At 68.9% G+C, this 20,360-nt stretch carries 23 protein-coding genes; 12 read left to right on the top strand and 11 right to left on the bottom strand.

The features are described from left to right. The first annotated feature begins 2 nt into the window (after positions 1-2). From ACFOMD_RS09270 to ACFOMD_RS09255, 4 genes are all read left to right on the top strand, one after another. Positions 3-812: a helix-turn-helix transcriptional regulator gene (locus tag ACFOMD_RS09270; RefSeq protein ID WP_380860271.1), complete on the top strand. Its 810-nt coding sequence runs from the start codon at positions 3-5 to the stop codon at positions 810-812. A gap of 73 nt (positions 813-885) precedes the next feature. Beyond that, positions 886-1,443 carry a GNAT family N-acetyltransferase gene (locus tag ACFOMD_RS09265; RefSeq protein ID WP_380860268.1) on the top strand — a complete coding sequence of 186 codons (558 nt, stop codon included), beginning with the start codon at positions 886-888 and terminating at the stop codon, positions 1,441-1,443. 246 nt (positions 1,444-1,689) lie between these two features. Beyond that, complete coding sequence (locus tag ACFOMD_RS09260) at positions 1,690-3,030, top strand: DEAD/DEAH box helicase (protein WP_380860265.1); 1,341 nt, start codon at positions 1,690-1,692, stop codon at positions 3,028-3,030. Between the two features lie 138 nt (positions 3,031-3,168). Next, a complete protein-coding gene (locus ACFOMD_RS09255) occupies positions 3,169-3,354 on the top strand; it encodes a hypothetical protein (RefSeq protein WP_380860262.1) in 186 nt (61 codons plus the stop codon). 159 nt (positions 3,355-3,513) lie between these two features. Here ACFOMD_RS09255 and ACFOMD_RS09250 read toward each other — a convergent pair whose 3' ends face one another. Further along, on the bottom strand, positions 3,514-5,691 hold the full coding sequence (locus ACFOMD_RS09250; RefSeq protein WP_380860259.1) for a primosomal protein N': 2,178 nt from the start codon (positions 5,689-5,691) through the stop codon (positions 3,514-3,516). 92 nt (positions 5,692-5,783) lie between these two features. On the opposite strand from ACFOMD_RS09250, the gene ACFOMD_RS09245 reads away from it, so the two are divergent. Genes ACFOMD_RS09245 through ACFOMD_RS09230 form a run of 4 tightly spaced genes read left to right on the top strand, consistent with a single transcriptional unit; the run spans position 5,784 to position 9,231 of the window. Further along, a complete protein-coding gene (locus ACFOMD_RS09245; RefSeq protein WP_380860256.1) occupies positions 5,784-7,088 on the top strand; it encodes a cytochrome P450 in 1,305 nt (434 codons plus the stop codon). A 15-nt stretch (positions 7,089-7,103) separates the two neighbouring features. After that, a complete protein-coding gene (locus ACFOMD_RS09240; RefSeq protein WP_380860253.1) occupies positions 7,104-7,595 on the top strand; it encodes a flavodoxin family protein in 492 nt (163 codons plus the stop codon). A gap of 35 nt (positions 7,596-7,630) precedes the next feature. Continuing rightward, positions 7,631-8,791 (top strand): hypothetical protein, encoded by a 1,161-nt coding sequence (locus ACFOMD_RS09235; RefSeq protein ID WP_380860250.1) that lies wholly within the window; start codon positions 7,631-7,633, stop codon positions 8,789-8,791. A 14-nt stretch (positions 8,792-8,805) separates the two neighbouring features. Next, entirely contained in the window at positions 8,806-9,231 is a 426-nt protein-coding gene (locus ACFOMD_RS09230; RefSeq protein ID WP_380860247.1) for a VOC family protein, read from the top strand. 57 nt (positions 9,232-9,288) lie between these two features. Here ACFOMD_RS09230 and ACFOMD_RS09225 read toward each other — a convergent pair whose 3' ends face one another. The 4 genes from ACFOMD_RS09225 to ACFOMD_RS09210 all read right to left on the bottom strand — a co-directional run bounded on the left by ACFOMD_RS09225 (position 9,289) and on the right by ACFOMD_RS09210 (position 12,750). Then, positions 9,289-10,119: an outer membrane protein gene (locus tag ACFOMD_RS09225; protein ID WP_380860244.1), complete on the bottom strand. Its 831-nt coding sequence runs from the start codon at positions 10,117-10,119 to the stop codon at positions 9,289-9,291. A gap of 83 nt (positions 10,120-10,202) precedes the next feature. Continuing rightward, positions 10,203-10,916 carry a hypothetical protein gene (locus ACFOMD_RS09220; RefSeq protein ID WP_380860241.1) on the bottom strand — a complete coding sequence of 238 codons (714 nt, stop codon included), beginning with the start codon at positions 10,914-10,916 and terminating at the stop codon, positions 10,203-10,205. 3 nt (positions 10,917-10,919) lie between these two features. Next, complete coding sequence (locus ACFOMD_RS09215) at positions 10,920-12,134, bottom strand: toxic anion resistance protein (RefSeq protein ID WP_380860238.1); 1,215 nt, start codon at positions 12,132-12,134, stop codon at positions 10,920-10,922. 37 nt (positions 12,135-12,171) lie between these two features. After that, positions 12,172-12,750 (bottom strand): GNAT family N-acetyltransferase, encoded by a 579-nt coding sequence (locus tag ACFOMD_RS09210; protein WP_380860235.1) that lies wholly within the window; start codon positions 12,748-12,750, stop codon positions 12,172-12,174. A 20-nt stretch (positions 12,751-12,770) separates the two neighbouring features. Here ACFOMD_RS09210 and fsa point away from each other — a divergent pair, with 20 nt between their 5' ends. From fsa to ACFOMD_RS09195, 3 genes are read left to right on the top strand one after another with little or no spacing between them, the layout of a single operon-like run. Further along, on the top strand, positions 12,771-13,424 hold the full coding sequence (fsa, locus tag ACFOMD_RS09205) for a fructose-6-phosphate aldolase (protein WP_380860233.1): 654 nt from the start codon (positions 12,771-12,773) through the stop codon (positions 13,422-13,424). A gap of 58 nt (positions 13,425-13,482) precedes the next feature. Next, complete coding sequence (locus ACFOMD_RS09200) at positions 13,483-14,049, top strand: DUF484 family protein (RefSeq protein ID WP_380860230.1); 567 nt, start codon at positions 13,483-13,485, stop codon at positions 14,047-14,049. Then, entirely contained in the window at positions 14,028-14,957 is a 930-nt protein-coding gene (locus ACFOMD_RS09195) for a tyrosine recombinase XerC (protein WP_380860227.1), read from the top strand. The genes ACFOMD_RS09200 and ACFOMD_RS09195 overlap by 22 nt, the downstream gene beginning before the upstream one ends. Position 14,958: 1 nt before the next feature. Here ACFOMD_RS09195 and ACFOMD_RS09190 read toward each other — a convergent pair whose 3' ends face one another. Genes ACFOMD_RS09190 through rsmI form a run of 5 tightly spaced genes read right to left on the bottom strand, consistent with a single transcriptional unit; the run spans position 14,959 to position 18,577 of the window. Further along, positions 14,959-15,564, bottom strand: a complete 606-nt coding sequence (locus ACFOMD_RS09190; protein ID WP_380860224.1) for a DedA family protein — start codon at positions 15,562-15,564, stop codon at positions 14,959-14,961. Then, positions 15,557-16,519 (bottom strand): glutathione synthase, encoded by a 963-nt coding sequence (gene gshB, locus ACFOMD_RS09185; protein WP_380860221.1) that lies wholly within the window; start codon positions 16,517-16,519, stop codon positions 15,557-15,559. The genes ACFOMD_RS09190 and gshB overlap by 8 nt, the downstream gene beginning before the upstream one ends. A gap of 27 nt (positions 16,520-16,546) precedes the next feature. Then, positions 16,547-17,359 (bottom strand): SirB1 family protein, encoded by an 813-nt coding sequence (locus ACFOMD_RS09180; RefSeq protein ID WP_380860219.1) that lies wholly within the window; start codon positions 17,357-17,359, stop codon positions 16,547-16,549. Between the two features lie 16 nt (positions 17,360-17,375). Continuing rightward, complete coding sequence (locus tag ACFOMD_RS09175; protein ID WP_380860216.1) at positions 17,376-17,726, bottom strand: YraN family protein; 351 nt, start codon at positions 17,724-17,726, stop codon at positions 17,376-17,378. Further along, positions 17,723-18,577 (bottom strand): 16S rRNA (cytidine(1402)-2'-O)-methyltransferase, encoded by an 855-nt coding sequence (gene rsmI, locus ACFOMD_RS09170; RefSeq protein ID WP_380860213.1) that lies wholly within the window; start codon positions 18,575-18,577, stop codon positions 17,723-17,725. Before rsmI ends, ACFOMD_RS09175 begins: the two co-directional genes overlap by 4 nt. Between rsmI and ACFOMD_RS09165 the strand changes: the two genes are divergently transcribed. After that, positions 18,564-19,853, top strand: a complete 1,290-nt coding sequence (locus ACFOMD_RS09165; RefSeq protein ID WP_380860210.1) for a penicillin-binding protein activator — start codon at positions 18,564-18,566, stop codon at positions 19,851-19,853. The two genes, rsmI and ACFOMD_RS09165, sit on opposite strands and share 14 nt — an antisense overlap. Before the next feature lie 6 nt (positions 19,854-19,859). Here ACFOMD_RS09165 and ACFOMD_RS09160 read toward each other — a convergent pair whose 3' ends face one another. Continuing rightward, entirely contained in the window at positions 19,860-20,330 is a 471-nt protein-coding gene (locus ACFOMD_RS09160; protein ID WP_380860208.1) for a hypothetical protein, read from the bottom strand. Positions 20,331-20,360: the final 30 nt, after the last annotated feature.

Below are 20,360 nucleotides of genomic sequence, written 5' to 3'. Positions count from 1 at the left end.
GCGTGGGCCGGCGCGACGTGACGGGCGACGATTACCGGGTGCGGTCGCTTCGCAGCGGGTCGGTCACCGCGGTCGATGCCCGGTCACGGCGATCCTTTGCCCGGCATGCCCATGACGAGTTCGGCGTCGGGTTGGTGACCAACGGCGCGCAGCGGTCGTGGAGCGGACGCGGTCTGGTCGAGGCGGGGCGCGGCGACATCATCACCGTCAACCCCGGCGAATTGCATGACGGCGCGCCCATCGGCGGTCGGCGCGTCTGGTCGATGCTGTACCTCTCCCCCGCGCTCGTCGACGGCATCGTCGCCGACCTGAGCGAGGGCCGGCTTACCTCCCGCGAGCTGCAGGCGCCGGTGGTGTGCGACGCGGAAGCCGCGCGCCTGTTCGCCGTCGCCCGGTCGGCGGCGCTCGACGATGGAAGCGGCGAGCGATTCGAGGAGCGACTGACCCTGCTGCTGGCGCGGCTGTTCGGCGCGCCGCGGTCGGCCCGCGTGCCGCATGATCGACTGGTCCAGCTTCGCGCGCGGATCGACGACGACCCCGCGAGCGCCCATACACTGACCGAGCTGGCAGCGCAGGCGGGCCTGAGCCGCTTTCAGACGATCCGCGGCTTTTCGAAGCTCACCGGACTGACCCCGCACGCCTATGTCATGCAGCGCCGGCTCGACAGCGCCCGCCGGCTGATCCGCAGCGGCGCGACGCTGGTGCAGGCGGCACTGGACGCGGGGTTTACCGACCAGAGCCACATGCACCGCATCTTCACCGCGCGGCACGGCTTCACCCCCGGAGTCTACGCGGCGGCCTTTCGTCGCTGACGCGCAATTTCGTCCAATCGCCGCCTCCCATCGCCCACTACCGCTTTTTCCTCCAGGCGACGGGAGGATGCGAATGAACGCGCGTGACACGGCTGCCGGCACCATCCGCCCGTGCGATCCGGGCGATCTGCCCGCGATCCTCCCCATCATCAATGCGGCGGCGGAGGCCTATCGCGGTGTGATTCCCGCCGACCGCTGGCACGAGCCCTACATGCCGGCGGCCGAGCTTGCGTCGGAGATCGCCGACGGGGTGATCTTCAGCGGCTATGTGCGGGAGGGTGGGCTCGTCGGCGTGATGGGCGTGCAGCGCCGGCGCAGCGTCGACCTGATCCGGCACGCCTATGTCCTGCCGGCCTGGCAGGGGCATGGCATCGGCGCGGCGCTGCTCCGCCATCTTGCTGCCTCGAGCGAGCGGCCGATCCTCCTCGGCACCTGGCGGGCGGCGGATTGGGCCGTTCGCTTCTACGAGCGGCATGGTTTCTCCCGTGTCGCCGATGGTGATGTCGCACGACTGCTGCGCGCCTATTGGAACATCCCCGAGGCGCAGGTCGCGGCCTCGGTCGTTTTGGCGTCGCCACCGCTGATCGGCGATGCCGTCACGCGATTGATCGCAGAAGGGGCGGCGGCCTGATACCCCCCAACATTGACTTTTCACCGCCTTTCCCCCACATGCCGTTCCGCAAGCGTTCCGCGCCGCATGGCGCGTGATCGGGGCGGCGTGAACTTTTCCGCGGATTAGCGCGGGCCGGGCCCCACCTTCAGAGCGCTTCATTCCAGGCTGCCTCTTCACGCGGGTCGTCATTCGAGCCCGTACTGCGTCACCGGTGTATCCACCGGTCAGGCGCCAGGCGTGCATGCTGTTTTGAAAGACTATCTCTTGACCAAATTTTCCGACTTCGGCCTCGCCGACTTCCTGCAGAAGGCGCTCGCCGCCGAAGGCTATGAGACGCCGACGCCGATTCAGGCGCAGGCCATCCCGCATCTGCTGGCGGGCCGCGACATCTGCGGCATTGCGCAGACCGGCACCGGCAAGACCGCGGCGTTCGCGCTGCCGTCGCTGCATAACCTGTCCCAGCGCCCGATCGCGCCGCCCCACAAGGGCTGCCGCATGCTGGTGCTGTCGCCGACGCGCGAGCTGGCCAGCCAGATCGCGGAGTCTTTCCGCGCCTATGGCAAGTTCATGAAGCTGACCGTGGCGACGGTGTTCGGCGGCGTGCCGATCAACCGGCAGATCCGTCAGATGGAGCGCGGCGTCGACGTGCTCGTCGCGACGCCCGGCCGCCTGATCGACCTGATCGACCAGCGCGCGCTGCAGCTGCGCGACGTCGAGATTTTCGTGCTCGACGAGGCCGACCAGATGCTCGACCTCGGCTTCATCCACTCGCTGAAGCGGATCGTGCCGCTGCTGCCGAGGAAGCGCCAGAGCCTGTTCTTCTCGGCCACCATGCCGAAGACCATCGCCGACCTCGCCGACAAGTTCCTGACCGATCCGGTCAAGGTCGCCGTCGCGCCGGTGGCGACCACCGCTGAGCGGGTCGAGCAGCGCGTCACCTTCTGCAACCAGACCGAAAAGCAGGCGCTGCTGACCCTGTCGCTGCGCGATCCGGCCTTCGAGCGGACGCTGGTGTTCACCCGCACCAAGCATGGCGCCGACCGCGTCGTGCGTCATCTGGCGGGCGCCGGCATCGAATCGGATGCGATCCACGGCAACAAGAGCCAGCCGCAGCGCGAGCGCGCACTCGCCCGCTTCCGCGGCGGCCAGAGCCGGGTGCTCGTGGCGACCGACATCGCGGCGCGTGGCATCGACGTCGACGGCGTGACCCATGTCGTCAACTTCGAGCTGCCGAACGTGCCGGAGCAATATGTCCACCGCATCGGCCGCACCGCGCGGGCGGGCGCGGCGGGCCTCGCCATCAGCTTCTGCGCCGAGGACGAGCGCCCCTATCTGCGCGATATCGAGAAGCTGACGCGCCAGAAGGTGCCGGTCGCGCCGCTGCCCGAGAATTTCCTCGCCGAAGCGGCCAAGCTGAAGAAGTCGGCACCGCCGGTGCCGGTTCGCCAGGAGCGCGACGAGCGCGGCCACGGCCATGGCCAGCGCCACGGCCAGAGCGCGCGCGATGGCCACCGCCAGTTGCCGGGCGGCGATCAGCAGGCGCGCCGCCGTCGCTTCGGCCGCAAGAAGCCGGCCGGCGTGAAGGTGCAGGCAATGGGCCGGTAAATCCGGGCTCGAGCTTAAGAAATCAGGGCCGCGGCGTGTGAAACGCCGCGGCCCTTTTCATGTCCGGACTGAGATATTTGTCGGAACCACTGCGAATAGCATGCATTGGATTTAGCGAGACTTTGATAGGCTGCATTCATGCCCCGCCGATTCTTGCTCGAGCGCGTGTATACCAACGCCGAATATGACGCCGGCTTCCCGGCGCCGCTTCGCGCGGTCGGCACCATGCTCGACGCCGCCATCGACGGCCCGCCGCCCAATCCGGAAATGAAGGCGCTGCTGAGCCAGCTCAGCGAGCAGCCCAAGGCACCGAGGCTCTCTTAGGTCCCCGCCCGCTTGCGGGAGAGGGAGGGGCCCGCCGCGAAGCGGTGGGAGGGTGAGGGTGTACCGCCCTGTCCCCTTCGCACCCGCGACGATAGGCTCGCTGACGCTCGCACACCCTCACCTAGCCTCTCCCGCAAGCGGGAGAGGGACAGGTCAGCGCTAGAGGAAGCTATAGGGGTCGACGTCCACGGTAACGCGAACGCTTGATGGGACCGGCACGGTCGCCAGCCAGTCGCGCAGCATCCCTTGAATGTCCGCCGAGCGCCGCGCATGCACCAGCAGCCGGTGGCGATGCCGCCCGCGCAGCATGGCGAGCGGCGCGGGCGCCGGCCCGAGCACGCCGATGCCGTCCAGATCGGGCGCCACGCGGCCGAGTGCCCGTGCCGTCTCGATCACCTCGCCTTCATGCGGCCCCGACACCACGATCCCCGCCAGCCGGCCGAACGGCGGCATCGCATGCTCGCGCCGCGCCGCCGTCTCCGCCGTGTAGAAGCCTTCTGTGTCGCCCTCGACCAGCGCGCGGATCACCGCGGCCTCGGGCTGGTGAGTCTGCAGATACACCCAGCCCGGCTTGGCGCCGCGCCCGGCGCGGCCCGCCACCTGTGCGATCTGCTGATAGGTGCGTTCCGCGGCGCGCAGATCGCCGCCCGACAGGCCGAGATCGGCGTCGATCACCCCGACGAGCGTCAGATTGGGGAAATGATAGCCCTTGGTGACGAGCTGCGTGCCGATGAGCAGGTTGATTTCGCCCGATTCGACGCCCCGGATCAGCGCCGCGGCGCGTGCCGGCGACCAGATGGTATCCGAAGTGACGATGGCGACGCGCGCCTGCGGCAGCACCTGCGCGACCTCTTCGGCCACTCGCTCCACGCCGGGGCCGCAAGGGACGAGCTTGTCCTCCTCGCCGCAGCTCGGGCAGGCCTTGGGCGGCGGCGTCACGAACCCGCAGTGATGGCATTGCAGCCGCCGCGTCAGCCGGTGTTCGACCAGCCAGGCGGTGCAATTGGGGCAGTCGACCCGCTCGCCGCACGCCCGGCAAAGGGTGAGCGGCGCATAGCCGCGACGGTTGAGGAACAGCAGCGCCTGATCGCCGCGATTGAGCGTCGCTTCCAGCTCGGCGAGCAAGGGCGGGCTGATCCACCGACCGCGCGGCGGCGGCGCCTTGCGCAGGTCGATGGTCTCGATCGCCGGCATCTGCGCGCCGCCATAACGCTGCGGCAGGGTCAGGCGGACGTAGCGCCCGCGCTCCGCCTGCACGCGCGTCTCGATGGCGGGAGTCGCGGTCGCCAACACCACCGGGCACGCCTCGAACTGCGCCCGCACCACCGCCACGTCGCGAGCGTGGTAGGAGACGCCTTCCTCCTGCTTGAAGCTCGGCTCATGCGCCTCGTCGACGACGACCAGCCGCAGGTCGCGATAGGGCAGGAACAGCGCCGAGCGCGCGCCGACCACCACCCGCGCTTCGCCATTCGCCGTCGCGCGCCACGCCTGCCGCCGCTCGGTCGAGCGCAGGTCGGAATGCCAAGCAACCGGCGCGCAGCCGAAGCGCGCTTCGAACCGGCGCAGCCACGGCTCGGTCAGCGCGATCTCGGGCACCAGCACCAAAACCTGCCCGCCGCGCCGTAGGGCCTCGGCCACCGCTTCAAAATACACCTCGGTCTTGCCCGATCCGGTGACGCCGTCGAGCAGGTAAGGCGCGAAAGCACCCACCTTCACCGCCTCGATCAGCGCATTGGCGGCGGCCTGCTGGCCTTCCTCAAGCACCGGCACGATGAAATCGGGGTCGGGCGCCGGGATTGGCCGGTCGGCGGGCACGCGGATCGCCTCGATCGCGCCCGCCTTCACCAGCCCACGGATCACCGCGTCGGACACCTCGGCATGGCGCGCCAGCTCGATGACCAGCCCCTGTCGCCTTTCCAGCTTCTCGATCGCCTGCAGTCGCTGCGGCGTCAGCTTCGCCGGCAATGTGCCGGTCGGGCGATATTCGGTGATTTCGCGTGCGCCATCGAGCGCACTCGGCGACGAGATGGCCATGCGCAGCACGGCGGAGGGCGGCGCCAGATAATAGTCGGCCACCCATTCGATGAGCCGGCGCAGCGGCGCTTCGATGCGCGCCGCGTCATAGCGGCCATGCACCGGGCGGAGCTTCTCGACCGGCACTTCCTTCGCCGGCAGCCGATCGGCTTCCCACACCACGCCCAAGATCTCGCGCGGCCCCAGCGGCACGCGCACGATATCGCCGGGTTGGAGGGCGAGCCCCGGCGGCACGCGATAGTCGAGCGCGCCGAGTCCGTGCTGGAGCACGAGTACGCGAACACGGGTGAGGGGCGGGGTCATGCGAACATTATGGGAACTGCCAGACCCAATCGCAAAGCACAGCTTTCGGGTGCGGTAAAGCAGGATAGGCTCGGCCGCTGGGGAGAAATGCCATGGCCGATGCCGATCCGAAGTTTCCGGGTTTCTCGCGCGACACGATCGACGATGCGATCGTCAATCCGGAGGTCGTCGCGAACGAGGCCGAGATTCATGCGCTCTATGCGAAGCTGCGCGCCGAGGATCCGGTGCACTGGACGCAGCCGACGGGCTTCCGGCCCTTCTGGTCGGTGACGAGTCATGCCGACATCTCGACGGTGTCGAAGGCGAACAGCCGCTTCGTCAATCGCTTCCGCACCTATCTGAGCCCGATCGAGGCCGAGGACTGGATCAAGTCGACCACCGGCGACACCCACCTGTTCCGCACCCTCGTCGACCTCGACGACCCCGAGCATATGAAGCTGCGGAAGCTCACCCACGAGTGGTTCCTGCCGCCCAACTTGCGCAAGATGGAGGCGAAGATCGCCGAGATCGCCAAGGACCATGTCGACCGGATGGCGGCGATGGGCGGCGAGTGCGACTTCGTCAACGAGGTGGCGCTCTGGTACCCGTTGCGCGTCATCATGCATCTGCTCGGCGTGCCGCGCGAGGACGAGCCGCGGATGCTGCGGATGACGCAGGAGATTTTCGGCGCCGGCGACCCGGACGTCGTCGCGCGCTCGCAGCATCTCAACCAGACGCCGCTCGGCAGCGAGCAGCAGGTCGATCTGATGGCGCTGGCGCAGGAATTCTTCGCCTATTTCGGCGCGATCACCGCCGACCGCCGCGCCAATCCCAAGGACGATGTCGCGACCGTCATCGCCAACGGGATGATCGACGGCGAGCCGATCAACGACCTGCAGGCGATGAGCTATTACGTCATCATCGCCACCGCGGGGCATGACACCACCAGCTCGACCGCGAGCGGCGGTCTGCTCCAGCTCATCCGCAACCCCGACCAGATGGCGAAGCTGACGGCCGATCCCTCGCTGCTGCCGCTGGCGGTCGACGAGATGATCCGCTGGGTGACTCCGGTGAAGCATTTCATGCGCACCGCCACCGAGGATTGCGAGCTGGGCGGCAAGCAGATCAAGGCGGGCGATGCCCTTGCCCTCTTCTACTGGTCGGGCAACCGCGACGAGGCGGTGTTCGACGAGCCGGACAAGTTCAAGGTCGACCGCAAGCCCAACCCGCATATCGCCTTCGGCCACGGCGTCCACCTCTGCCTCGGCCTCCATCTCGCCCGGCTGGAGATCAAGGCGCTGTTCGCCGAGCTGCTGCCGCGCCTCGAATCGATCGAGCTGGCGGGCGAGCCGAAGAACAGCCGCGCCAATTTCGTTAGCGGGCTGAAGACGCTGCCGGTGCGCTATCGCCTGAGGTGAGCTAAACCGGTCGGCATGAAGCGTCTGCTGATCGTCTGGCACTCGATGACCGGCGGCACCCGCCAGATGGCGGCGGCCGCCGCCGATGGCGCGTCGGGCGAGGAAGGTGCCGAGGTCGTGTCGATCGCGGCGGCCGATGCCGGTCCCGACGACCTGCTCGCCGCCGACGGCTATGTTTTCGCCTGCCCCGAGAACCTCGCGGCGATGGCGGGCGTGATGAAGGACTTCTTCGACCGCAGCTATTACCCGGTGCTCGGCCAGATCGAGGGCCGCCCCTATGCGACGATGGTTTGCGCCGGCAGCGACGGCGAAAATGCCGTCCGCCAGATCGCGCGCATCGCCACCGGCTGGCGGCTGAAGGCGGTCGCCGACCCGCTGATCGTCTGCACCCATGCGCAGACGCCCGAGGCCATCCTCGCCCCCAAGACCATCGCCCCTGCCGACCTCGACCGCTGCCGCGACCTGGGCGCGGCGCTCGCTACCGGACTCGCCCTCGGCGTTTTCTAGCGGAGAGTTTTGTCCCCTCTGTCCGTTAGGTCTGCATGACCCGCATTGCCCTCCTCGCCACCGCCGCGCTCCTCGCCGCCTGCAACGGCGATCCCGCGCCGTCCGAACCGAAGGCCGAGCCCAAGGTCGCGACCAAGCCGGGACCGCCGTCCGCTGCTGTCATCGCCTCGCAGGAGCCGGGCCTTCCCGCGCGCATCCGCGTGTCGACCAACGAGCCCTTCTGGCAGGCGGTCATCGACGGCGAGGTGGTCAGCCTGACCGGCGTCGACAGCCAGCCCCGCCGTCTGTCGATCATCGCCGACGCGGTGATCCCCGATGGTCGCCGCGTCACCGCCAGCGACGCGAAAGGCACGGTGACCGTCGAAGTCTATGGCCGCGAATGCATCAACGACATGTCGGGCGCGCCCTTCCCCTATTCGGGCAGCATCGGCATCGACGGCACCGGCCCGTTCAAGGGCTGCGCCGCGCCCGCCGACGCGCCGATGCCGCCCGAGCCGACCGCGATCCCCGCCGTGTTCATCGGCCTCTGGGCGAAGGATGAGGAGGGATGCCGCGTGCCGGCCTCCTCAATCGAATGGGTTCGCGTGACCTCGCAGGCGCTGCGCTTCCACGAAAGCCTCGGCACCTTGCGCGGCGTGCGCGCCAGCAACGCCGACAGCGTCGAACTCGACCTCGCCTTCGAGGGCGAAGGCGAGACCTGGCAGGCGATCCGCACCTTGCGCCGCAGCGGCGACGTCCTGACGATCAGCGGCAAGGGCGTCGCGCCGCTGCGGCGCATCCGCTGCGCGACCGGCGACGAAGCGGCGGTCGTGAGCGACGGCGAGACCTCGCCGACCGCCGCGCGCGAAGTGGTGCTGCGCTACTATGCGGCGATCGACCGGCGCGACTATGGCAGCGCCTACGCGCTGTGGGGCGACGGCGGCCGCGCCAGCGGCAAGTCCGCCGCCGACTTCGCCCGCGGCTTCGCCGAGACGGAAAAGAGCCGCGTCACGGCCGGGCTCCCGTCGGCGCCCCAGGGCGCGGCGGGATCGCTGTATGTCGAGGTGCCGGTGCAGGTCGCCGCGACCTTGCGCAGCGGCGCCGAACAGCGCTTCGCTGGCAGCTACACGCTGCGCCGTGTCAATGGCCTGCCCGGCGCCACGCCCGCGCAGTTGCGCTGGCACATCCACCGCGCCACCCTGCGCCCCGTCCGCTGATCCGGGAGAACGCCATGCGCCATGCCCTCATTCCTTGCCTGCGCTACAAGGATGCGCCCGCTGCCATCGATTTCCTGTGCGACGCCTTCGGTTTTGAGCGGCACATGGTATTCACCGACGAGCAGGACCCCAGCCTCGTCCACCATGCGCAGCTGCTGCTCGACGGCAACATGATCATGCTGGGCAGCGACCGCCCCGGCGACACCAGGGATCTCTACCGCTGGAAGACGCCCGACGAGGCCGGCGGCATCACCATGTGCGTCTGCGCTGTGATCGACGATCCCGACGCGCATGCCGCCCGCGCCAAGGCGGCGGGGGCCCGGATCGTGCGCGGCCCTTACGACAACGAGGGCTATCCCGGCCGCGCCTATGACGCGCTCGATACCGAGGGCAACGTCTGGAATTTCGGGAGCTACGACCCGTTCGCCGAGGTCGGCTGAAACTCGAAAAGGCCGTCCGGTCGCCCGGACGGCCCTTCGTCAACGTTTGACCCGCGATCAGAAGCGGAAGTTGACTGTCGCCGCGAGGCTATTGCTGGTCAGCTTGTCCTCGCTGCGCGCGAAGTCGGTGCCCGCCGCGTTGCCGAGCAGGAACGGGTTGGTCGCCGGCGTCGTGCCGGTATTGCCGGCGCGGACGCGATAGCCGTCGTCGTCGAGGCGCGTGTAGAGATACTGCACGCCGACCGTGACGTTGGTGCCGAGGCGATATTCGGTGCCGACGCCGAGACGATAGCCGTCGGCGGTGTCGTTGCCGTTGGTGGTGAAGCTGTTCGCCGTGTTGCTGGTCGAGAAGCTGTTCTTCACCTTGCCCCAGGCCCAGCCGCCGGTGCCGTACACCAGGAACTGGTCGGTGCCGAAGCCGGCGCGGGCGCGGATCGAGTAATTGTCACGCAGGCGCCGGGTCATCGTGTAGAAGGCCGGCGTCGTGCTGAAGGCGGCGACGCTGTCACGACCCTTCTGCGTGCCGTAGTCGGCGACGAGGCCGACCACGAAGCCGCCCTCGAACTGATAATCGAAGCCGGCGTGGACGGCGATGTCGAGGCCGTCCTTGTCCTTGGTGCAGCCCGTCCCCGGCGCCGTCGAGGTCGCCGCGCCGCCGCAGAAGCCCGGCGAGAAGGCGTTGCCGGTCGGGGCCGCCGCGGTGCTGATCGTGTCGCCGAAGGTGCCATCGAGGTTGCGGTCGAAAACGATGGTCTCGTCGCCGTTGTTCGGTTGGAAGGCGTAGCCGATGCGGCCGCCGACGTAGCCGCCGGTCCAGCTGGCGTCCTGCGCCATCGCAGGCATGGCGGTGCCGGCAACGAGCACGGCGGCGAGTAGAATCTTCTTCATGGAATAGGTCTCCCCAGACGCGGCCCCGTCGGCCGATGCGCTAGGTACTCCCGAAGAGAGATTTCGGACGCAAAACGACGATGCTAATTGTCGATTGTGTCGTCGGCGCCATAGCGGGTTTCGAGGAAGCGACCCTGCGTCTCGAAGCTCAGCATCTCGTCGCGGCTCAGTTGCTCGCACAGCCGCTGCAGTTCGCCGGCGACGATACCGAGGCCGCCGATCAGCCGCTTGCCGATCTCGGGATTGGCCTCGCGCGAGGTCGCCGGCACCCCGAGATAGGAGTTGACCAGCCGCGGCAGATGCTCGCCGATCAGCCGCCGCGCCTCGCCCGCGAGCGGTGCGTTGGGGTCGAGCTTCGCCATATACGGCTGCAGGTCGTGCAGGCGGACGAGAATGGCATCGATCGACGGGGCGGCGCGGCCGGGCAGCAAATTGCGCTGCCGCAGCAGCCACTCTTCCGCCTCCAGGGTCAGCGTGCCGAGGCTGACCATCGACAGCGCCGCCGAGCCCTGCGGTCGCCGCGACGGCCAGAACAGCGCCGCGCCCGCCGCGACGATCGTCGCCGCTGTCGCCGCGATCAGCCCCGTCGCGCCGACCGGTGCCACCGCGAGCCCGTAACCCAGCACGCCGGCGGCCGAGGCGCCCGTCACCATTGAGGCGCGGCCGAAGCGGCGGCCGAAATCGGCCATCGCCCGCTGCCGCGCGCGCTTCTCCGCCTCGCGGGTGGCGCGCGACTTCATGTGGCGCCGCAGGAAATCCTCGGCACGTTCCAGCGCGCGATCGGGGTCGAGGACCAAGGCTTACTTCGATTCGAGCGCGGTGAACGGCGACGCGACCTCGCCGCCCGACAGCCGCGCCTGCGCCGCGCCTTCGGCGCGGGCGATGTAGCCGCGCGACTTCTCGACCTCGCCCGACAGCGCATCGACCGTGGTCTTCATCGAATCGAGCGCCTTCAGCTTGAAGGTGTCGATGGCGTCCATCGTGTCGTAGATGTTCTGGAAGGCGCGCTTCAGCGTCTCGACGGGGATCGTCGACGAGGCGGCCTGCTCGTGGATGCGGGCAGTATTGTCCTTCAGCAGTGCGCCGGTCGATTCGATCATATTCGCCGTCGTCGTGTTGAGCGTGGTGATCTGTTCGAGCACCAGCCGCTGGTTGGTCATCGCCTGCGCGACGGTGACCGCCGTGCGCAGTGCCGCGACCGTGGTGGTCGAGGCGCGATCGACGCCCTTCACCAGCTCGACATTGTTCTTCTTGACGAGGTCGAGCGCAAGATAACCCTGCACCGTCACCGCCATCTGCGTCAGCAGGTCGGTGGTGCGCTGGCGGACGTAGAACAGCGCGCTTTCACGCACCGCCTTCGACTTCGCCGGGTCGGTCGACTCCAGCTCCATCGCCTTCGCCTCGAGCTGCGCGTCGAGCGCCTTCGAGACGTAGATCATCTGCTCGAGCTTCCCCATGGTGGTCCACAGGTTCGAGCGCTCGACGTCGATGGCGGCATTGTCCATCAGCAGCTCGTCCTTGCCGCTGCCGAGGCGCGCGATGATCGACGAGATATGGCCCTGCGCCGAGGAATAGCTGTCGAAATAGTCGCGCAGCTTGTTGCCGAAGGGGATGATCCCGAACAGCTTCTTGCGGGTCATCAGGTCGCCGCGCTTGCCGGGGTCGAGGTCCTCGATGGTGCGGCGCAGCTCGGCGAGGTCGGCGCCGACGCCGCTGTCCTTGTCCATCGCGCGCACCGGGCGGTCGAGGAAGCGGTTCGAATAGCCGGCCGCCTCGGCGATCTCGCGACGGCCGAGCGAGGTCAGCGCGTCGATACGCTTGCCGAACTCGGGACTGTTGGCGTCCTGCGCGACGAGATCGTCGACGAAGGTCTCGACGCGCTTTTCCAGCTCGCTGGTCTGCTCGCTCTTCAACGGCACCAGCCCGGAGGCCTTTTCGACCGCGATCGGCCTCACCGGCTCCGGCGGCGTCAGGGTGATCGTCGGGGCGTCGATGGTCGGTGCTTCAGTCGCCATGCTGTCTCCGCTCAGGCAAGTGCATTAGTCATATATATCACGCCGCTTCCGGATTTCGAGGGATCGGGCGCTCAAACAGAACGGTCGGGCTCCCTTTGAACTCGGTGCGGGCATATTCGCGGTAGCCGGCCTTCTCCGCGACCCGCATCGACGGCGTGTTGTCGGGCGAGATCATGCACACGGTGCGGTCGAGCCCCTGGGCGTCAGCCCACGCCGCCGCCGCCTGCACCGCCTCGCTGGCAAAGCCCTGCCCGTGCGCCCAGGGCGCCAGCGCCCAGCCCATCTCCGGCGTGTCGCCGAACGGCGGGTCGAGCTCGCGGCGGAAATTGGCGAAGCCGACCTCGCCGGCAAAGCGCCCGGTCGCCGTCTCGCGCACCACCCAATAGCCGAAACCGAACAGCGGCCAGAGCCCGCCGTAGCGCAGCAGCCGCTGCCAGCATTCCTCCGCCGTCGAGGGGCGCCCGCCGATGAAGCGGGTGACCCCCTCGTCGGCCCACATCGCCGCGCTCTCCTCGAAATCGGCGCGGACATGCGGGCGCAGGGTGAGGCGTTCGGTGACGAGGGTCGGCGAGGTAGCGTTCGGCTGCATGCCGCGATAGAGCAGGCCGACCGTCACGCACGCAAGGGCCGCCCACCATGAAATTCTTTGTCGATACCGCCGACACCCAGGAGATCGCCGACCTCGCCGCCACCGGGCTGCTCGACGGCGTCACCACCAACCCGAGCCTGATCGCCAAGTCGGGCCGCCAGTTCCTCGAGGTGATCGCCGAGATCGCCAAGCTGGTCGACGGGCCGGTGTCCGCCGAGGTGGTGGCGTCGGACGCCGACGGCATGCTGCGCGAGGCGGACAAGCTGCTGACGCTCGGCAACAACATCACCATCAAGGTGCCGCTGACCATCGACGGGCTGAAGGCCTGCAAGAAGCTGTCGGACAACGGCACAATGGTGAACGTGACGCTGTGCTTCAGCGCCAATCAGGCGCTGCTGGCGGCAAAGGCGGGCGCGGCGTTCATCTCGCCGTTCGTCGGCCGTCACGACGATGTCGGCTACGACGGCATGGGGCTGATCGACGACATCAAGACCGTCTACGATAATTACGCCTTCAACACCGAGATTCTGGTCGCGAGCATCCGCCACCCGATCCATGTGCTGCAGGCGGCCAAGATCGGCGCCGACGTGATGACCGCGCCGCCCGCCGTCATCCGCGCGCTGTTCAACCACCCGCTGACCGACAAGGGCCTGGCCGCCTTCGCCGCTGACTGGGCCAAGACCGGCCAGTCCATCATCTAGGCGCGATCCGTCGCAATCCGCATTGGCCGTTAACCAACTTGGGTTACCATCACGGCCGATGAGCGAGGTGATCGACTTCCAGAGCAATGCGGTGGCGCGCCTCCGTGCGCGCGTTGCCGCGCTCGACGAGGCGAACGCCGATCTGCTCGCCTATGCGCGCGGCCATACCGGCGCGGTCGCGCAGATCCACATCGCCGCACTCGCCGCCATTGATGCCGAGGGGCTCGACCATCTGATCCATGTGGTGACGCAGGATTGGGTCGATATCCTCAGCGTCGATGCGGTGGCGCTGGCGCTCGCCACCAAGGACCAGGCGCTGCGCGCCGGCAGCCAGGGGCTGCAATTGATGAGCGTCGGCGCGATGGACAGCCTGATGGCGGGCGGCCCCGACGTGACCCTGCGCGCCGTCGATCGCGGGGCCGACCTGTTCGGCCCCGCTGCCGACCTGATCCGCTCCGAAGCGCTGATCCGCCTGCGGCTGCCTGCGCCGCTGCCCATTGGCATGCTCGCGCTCGGCTCGCGCGCCGCGCATAATTTCGAAGGCACCCACGGCGGCGAATTGCTGGCCTTCCTCGGCAGCATCGTCTCGCGCATGATCGCCCGGTGGCTGCTGACCCCACCCTGACCCATCCCGCGCATGCGCTCGTCGCCGAATGGCTCGGGTCGCTGGCGCACGGCCGCCGGATGTCGCCGCACACGCAGCGCGCCTATCAGGCGACCGCGCTCGCCTTCGTCGGCTTCCTCGGCCCGCATCTCGGCCGCTCGGTCGATGCCGAGGCGCTGCGCAAGCTGACGCTCAGCGATTTTCGCTCCTACCTCGCCGCACGCCGCGGCGACGGCCTCGCCAATGTCTCGGTGGCGCGCGAGGTGTCGGGCTTGCGCAACCTTTTCGGCTGGCTGGCGCGCACCAAGGCCATCGAATGCGACGGCATCGCCGGGCTGAAGAGCCCCAAGGTGCCGAAGCGGTTGCCGCGCCCGATGTCGCCCGCCGACGCGCTCGCCATCGTCAAGGACACCGGCGCGCAGCATGACGAACCGTGGATCGCCGCGCGCGACGAGGCGGCGCTGCTGCTGCTCTATGGCAGCGGGCTGCGCATCGCCGAGGCGCTGTCGCTAACCGGCGCGGCGCTGCCGCTCGGCGAGACGCTGACCGTTACCGGTAAGCGCAGCAAGACGCGCATCGTGCCGCTGCTCGCGATCGTCCGGCAGGCGATCGAGACCTATGTGTCGCTCTGTCCTTATGGCACCGCCCGCGAAGCGCCGCTGTTCCGCGGCGCGCGCGGCGGGGCGCTCGATCCGGCGGTGGTGCGCCGCGCGATGCGCACCGCGCGCGTCGGCCTCGGCCTGCCGCCGTCAGCGACCCCGCACGCGCTGCGCCACAGCTTCGCCACGCACCTGCTCGGTCGCGGCGCCGACCTGCGCGCCGTTCAGGAACTGCTCGGCCACACCAGCCTGTCGTCGACGCAGGTCTATACCGCCGTCGATACCGCGCATCTGATGGACGTCTATCGCAACGCCCATCCACGGGCATGAGCTACTTGGCGTCGCGCTTGTCGTAGGTGACGAAGCGATAGACGTAGAGCAGCACAATCAGCAGCATAACGCCGGTGGCGAACGGATTGATGTACTTTTCCGCGTCGGCATAGGCGCGGCCGAGCGCGTAGCCGGCGAACGCGAGCAGCGCCGTCCAGGTCGCGGTGCCGATCAGCGAATAGATGAAGAAGCGCGACAGGCTCATCTTGAGGATGCCCGCCGGCACCGAGATCAGCGAGCGCGCGGTCGGGATGATGCGGCCGATGCCGACAGCAAAGCCGCCCCAGCGGTCGAACCAATGCTGCGCGCTGTCCAGCTCTTCGGGATGGATGGTGAGGATGCGGCCGTGCTTTTCGGTCAGCTTCTTGAAGCGAGCGTAGCCGAAGGCGCGCGCCACCAGATACCAGAAGGTATTGCCGAGCATCGCCCCTGCCGTGCCGGCGGCGATCACGCCGGACAGGCTCAGCGAGCCGGTCGACGCCTCGAACCCGGCGAGCGACATGATCACTTCCGATGGGATCGGCGGGAACACCGTTTCGAGGAACATCAGGAACGCGACGCCGAGATAGCCCGACTGCTCGATCAGGTCGGTGAGCCAGCTATCCATGTGTCGGGGCATTCCTCTTGCGTTCGATGGCTTCCCAGATGCGGGCGGGCGTATCGGTTCCGTTGAACTTGTCGATGGCGACGATGCCGGTCGGCGAGGTCACGTTGATCTCGGTCAGGTGGCCGTCGATGACGTCGATGCCGACGAACAGCAGTCCGCGCCTGCGCAGCTCCGGCCCCAACGCCGCGCAGATTTCCTGCTCGCGCGGGCTCAGCTCGGTCGCCTGCGCCTTGCCGCCGGCCGCGAGGTTCGACCGGATCTCGCCGGTCTTCGGCAACCGATTGATCGCACCGGTCGGCTCGCCGTCGATCAGCACGATGCGCTTGTCGCCCTCGGTCACCTTGGGGAGGAACTGCTGCGCCATGAACGGCTCGCGCCAGACATGGCTGAACAGCTCGACCAGCGCGGCGAGGTTGGCGTCGCCCTGCGCGACGTGGAAAACGGCGGCGCCGGCGTTGCCGTAGAGCGGCTTCACCACGATCTCGCCGTGCTTGGCATGGAAGGCGCGGACCTCGTCGAGGCTGCGGGTGACCAGGGTCGCCGGCATGAAGCGTGCGAACTCCAGCACGAACAGCTTTTCAGGCGCGTTGCGCACCTGCGCCGGGTCGTTGACCACCAGCACGCCCTGCGCCTGCGCGAGTTCGAGCAGGTGGGTCGCGGTGATATAGGCCATGTCGAACGGCGGGTCCTGGCGCATCAGCACGACGTCGATGTCGCGCCCGAGGTCGAGCTCGACTTTCTCGCCGAACGCATGATGGTCGCCGACCACCCGCTGCACCGTTACGGCACGCGCCTGCGCGATGATGCGCCCGTCGCGATAGCTCAAGTCGTGCGGCGTGTAATGATAGAGGCTGTGCCCGCGCGCCTGCGCCGACAGCATCACCGCGAAGGTCGAATCGCCGCCGATGTTGATGGTTTCGAGCGGGTCCATCTGGACCGCGACCTTGAGACCCATAGCGCCCCCAAAAGCGGGGCGAGGCCCCTAGTTGATCGACCGGGCCAACGCGTCGAGCGCGGCGCGGATGCGCGAGCGGAGCGCCGGGTCGCGGGTGGTCTCGAGCATCGCGCCGAGGCTGCCGCGGGCCTGGCGCACATGGCCGAGCAGTTGCTCGAGCCGCGCGCGCTCCCACCAGAGCCCCGTAAAGGACGGGGCGAAGCTTGTCATCCGCTCGTGGAGGACGAGCGCGCGCTCGATGTCGCCGGCGCGGCGTGCCCGCGCCGCCTGATTGGAGAGCAGCCGCACCAGCACCGCGCGGTTGCCGAGCGGCGCCAGATGCTCCGCCTCGACCGTCGCATGGCTGCCGACGACGCGTGCGACGAGTGCAGCGAGGCCGTCGCCGTCGAGGATGGTGCCGCCATCGAACGGATCAACGATCACCGCATCGGGCTCCCGCCCGATGCGCACCAGCACATGGCCAGGCATGTTGAGCGGTTCCGCCACCCAGCCGACATGACGCGCGATGGCAACGTAGAGGATCGCGAGCGCCACCGGTAGGCCGCGCCGCCGGTCGATCACGGCGACAAGGTCGGCGTTCGCCGGGTTGTCATAGTCGCTCGAATCGCCACGGAAGCCGTGATCGCCGGCGATCAGGTCGGCGAGCAGCAGGGCCCGGTCGCGCGCGCCGACGGCCCGCGCGCCGCGCGTCAGCAGCTCGGCCGCCATTTCCGCGATCTGGTCGAGATAGTCGCCGATGTCGGTTTCGGGATGATCGAGCGTGGCCAGAAGCAGCGCCGCCTCGTCGAGCGGGATCGCTTCGTCTTCGAGCAGCCCGAGCTGCTGAATGGCCTCGCTCATATTCCTCTCCGGCCCGTTACCCGGCCCACGCTCCGACGATGTGGCGTGGCAACCGCCAGGGGCTGACCAGCACCGCGTCGATGCGCACCGCCTCGCATCCTTTTCCGTAACGCGCGAGCAACACATTGGACGCACGCGCGACACGAGATTGATTCAGATGTGTGACAGCCTCGGCGGCCGATCGTGCGTCGAGGCGTGCCTTCACCTCCACAAATACGAGCGTGCGGCCGCGCCGGATGACAAGATCGACCTCGCCAACCGGCGTGCGCACCCGCTTCGCGAGGATGCGATAGCCTTTCAGCCGCAGCCACCAGGCGGCGATATCCTCGGCGCGGCGCCCCCAGCTCTCCGCGCGCCGTCGCCTCATCCGCCCTTCAGTTCCAGCGCCCGCGCATAGACCTGCTTCCTCGGCAGATTGAGCGCCACCGCCACCTCGGCGACGGCGGTCTTCAGGGGCGCGGCGGCCATCGCCTTTGCCAGCGCGGCGTCGAGATCGTCGGCGGTCGCCATCGCTTCCTCGCCGGGCGGGCCGACAATGACGACGATCTCGCCCTTGGGGCCGCCGTCGGCGTAGCGAGCGGCGAGCGTCGGCAGGTCGCCGTCGACCACTTCCTCGAACTTCTTGCTGATCTCGCGCGCCACCGCCGCGGGGCGCGGCCCGAGAATCTCGCCGAGCGCGGCAAGGCTGGTGCCGAGGCGCGGCCCGGATTCATAGAAGACCAACGTCGCGCGAAGGCTCTTCAATTCCTCGATAGCCGTGGCGCGCGCGCCCTGCTTCGAAGGCAGGAAGCCCGCGAACAGGAAACGGTCGGTCGGCAGGCCGGCGAGCGTCATCGCGGCGATGGCGGCGCACGGCCCCGGCAGGGTGGTGACCGCGATCCCTGCCGCCCGGGCATCGCGCACCAGCTTGTAGCCGGGGTCGGAGATCAGCGGCGTGCCGGCATCCGACACCAGCGCCACCGCCTCGCCGCGCATGCGGGCGATGAGGCGTGGCCGTACGGCATCGGCGTTGTGATCATGATAGGGTGTCATCGGCCGCGTGGAACCGATGTGCCGCAGGAGCTTTGCGGTCACGCGAGTGTCTTCAGCCGCGATTAAGGCGGCACGGCACAGCGTGTCCGCGGCGCGCGGCGTCAGGTCGCCGAGATTGCCGATCGGGGTGGCAACGATATAGAGGCCGGGGTTGAGCGGCTCAGGGAGAGACATGTTGAACATCATGACGCAGCCGGGTGGCCGCACGCAAATCGCGCGTAAGGGTTTGGCTGCCGTGGCGCTGCTCGCCGTTGCCGCCTGTTCGAGCAATACGGTGCGCCGGGCCCCGACCGCTGCCGAGGCACCCGTCGCCGCGCCGGTCGTCCAGGCGCCGCGCGAGGTCGCCGGCCCGCCGCAGCACCGCATCGCGTTGCTCGTGCCGACCACGGGCGGCAACGCCGCGGTCGGCCAGTCGATCGCCAACGCCGCCAACATGGCGCTGCTCGATTCGAACGTTCAGAACATCAAGCTCACCGTCTACAATACCGCGACCGGCGCCAGCGCCGCGGCGACGCGGGCGCTCGCCGACGGCAACAAGATCTTCCTCGGCCCGCTGCTCGCCCCCGACGTGCGCGCGGTGCAGGGCGTCGCCGCCGGTGCCGGCGTGCCGATCCTTGCCTTCTCCAACGATGCGACGCTCGCCGGCAGCAACACCTATGTGATGGGCTATCAGCCGCAGCAGTCGATCGCGCGCGTCGTCGGCTTCGCCCGCTCGAAGGGCGTCGAAAATTTCGCGGCGCTGATCCCCGCCGGCGACTATGGCCAGCGCGTGTCGACCGCCTTCGTCCGCGCCGTGCAGGCGAACGGCGGCAAGGTCACCTCGATCGAGACCTATCCGCGCGACCCGAAGCGGCTCGCCGCCGCCGCGCGCCGCGTCACCAACTATGAAGCGCGCGTGGCGAAGGTCGCGCAGGGCGGCGTTGTCCGTGCCGACGGCACCGTCGCGCCGGTCCAGCAGCGGCTCGGGCCGGTGTCGTTCCAGGCGCTGCTCATCGCCGACAGCGGCAGCGTCGCGCCGCGCTTCCTGCCCGCGCTGCAGCAGTTCGGCGCCGCCGGCACCCGCATCCTCGGCACCGAGCTGTGGAACAGCGAGCCGGGCCTTGCGAGCATCAGCGGCATGCACGGGTCGTGGTTCGCCTCGGTCCCCGACAATCGCTTCCAGCAGCTGTCGACCCGCTACCGCGCCAAGTTCGGGGGCGCGCCGTCGCGCCTCGCCTCGATGGGCTATGACGCGGTGTTGCTCGTCCATTCGATGGGCGACCGCTGGAAAATCGGTGAGAGCTTCCCGCGCGCCCAGCTCGACGGGGATGAGGGCTTTGCCGGCATCGACGGCATCTTCCGCTTCCGCGGCGGCGTCGCCGAGCGCGGGCTGGAGGTGCAACAGGTAGCGCCGGGCGGCTTCTCGACCGTCTCGCCCGCGCCGCGCGCGTTCCGCAACGCGCAGGTCAGCGCGATCAACTAAAGTCGGCTAGAGCGCGGGCTTGCAGTTGCGCTGCAGATAAAGCCCGCGCAGGAAACCGCGGCGGGCGTAGCCGGCGTCGAGCGCGGCGTTCATCCGCCGCTCGGCGGGCGCCGCACCGCTGATCTCGCGGACGAGGCCGCGGAACGGGATGACGGTGTTCACCACCGTCTTGCCGCCGGCCTCGGCAATCTTTTCCGCGCGGTTCTCCGCCGACTGCTCGCCGGTGCCGAAATCGGGGCCGAGCACCGCGGTCAACTCGCCGATCGCCGCGCCGATCTTCGCGCAGCTGGTCAGGCCGGCGACGCCGTACGCATTGGCGCCCGCCGCGACGAGCGCTGGCGGGATCGCCTTCTTGTCGATCCCGACGTCGCGAACCGGCTGGGTGGCGATCTCGCCGGCTTTCTGAGTCGCGGACTCCTGCGCAAAGGCAGTGGTCGCCGAGAGGGCGACGGCGGCGGTGAGGAGTATTTTGTTCATAGCGAACGATACAACATCGGAACGGCCGTT

Source organism: Sphingoaurantiacus capsulatus (assembly GCF_042648405.1).
In the GTDB taxonomy this organism is placed as follows: Bacteria; Pseudomonadota; Alphaproteobacteria; order Sphingomonadales; family Sphingomonadaceae; genus Sphingoaurantiacus; species Sphingoaurantiacus capsulatus.
This window is presented reverse-complemented; position numbering and strand designations above follow the sequence as displayed.